The organism is Brasilonema sp. UFV-L1, assembly GCF_012912105.1.
GTDB lineage: Bacteria > Cyanobacteriota > Cyanobacteriia > Cyanobacteriales > Nostocaceae > Brasilonema.
In genome coordinates this window covers 1-523 of sequence record NZ_QMEA01000336.1, presented here as the reverse complement: position 1 = coordinate 523, position 523 = coordinate 1, and the positions used below count along the sequence as shown (strand labels likewise).

Sequence of the window (523 nt, the reverse complement as noted above, 5' to 3'; positions counted from 1 at the left end):
TACGGGAGGCAGCAGTGGGGAATTTTCCGCAATGGGCGAAAGCCTGACGGAGCAATACCGCGTGAGGGAGGAAGGCTCTTGGGTTGTAAACCTCTTTTCTCAGGGAATAAGAACTGAAGGTACCTGAGGAATCAGCATCGGCTAACTCCGTGCCAGCAGCCGCGGTAATACGGAGGATGCAAGCGTTATCCGGAATGATTGGGCGTAAAGCGTCCGCAGGTGGTTTATCAAGTCTGCTGTCAAAGAGTTTGGCTCAACCAAATAAAGGCAGTGGAAACTGACAGACTGGAGTGCGGTAAGGGCAGAGGGAATTCCTGGTGTAGCGGTGAAATGCGTAGAGATCAGGAAGAACACCGGTGGCGAAAGCGCTCTGCTGGGCCGTAACTGACACTGAGGGACGAAAGCTAGGGGAGCGAATGGGATTAGATACCCCAGTAGTCCTAGCCGTAAACGATGGATACTAGGCGTTGCCCGTATCGACCCGGGCAGTGTCGTAGCCAACGCGTTAAGTATCCCGCCTGGG

The 523-nt window shown here is 54.3% G+C and carries 1 rRNA gene; it reads left to right on the top strand.

What is annotated here, in order from left to right:
• Positions 1 to 523 (top strand): 16S ribosomal RNA (locus tag DP117_RS35265); the annotation flags it as partial.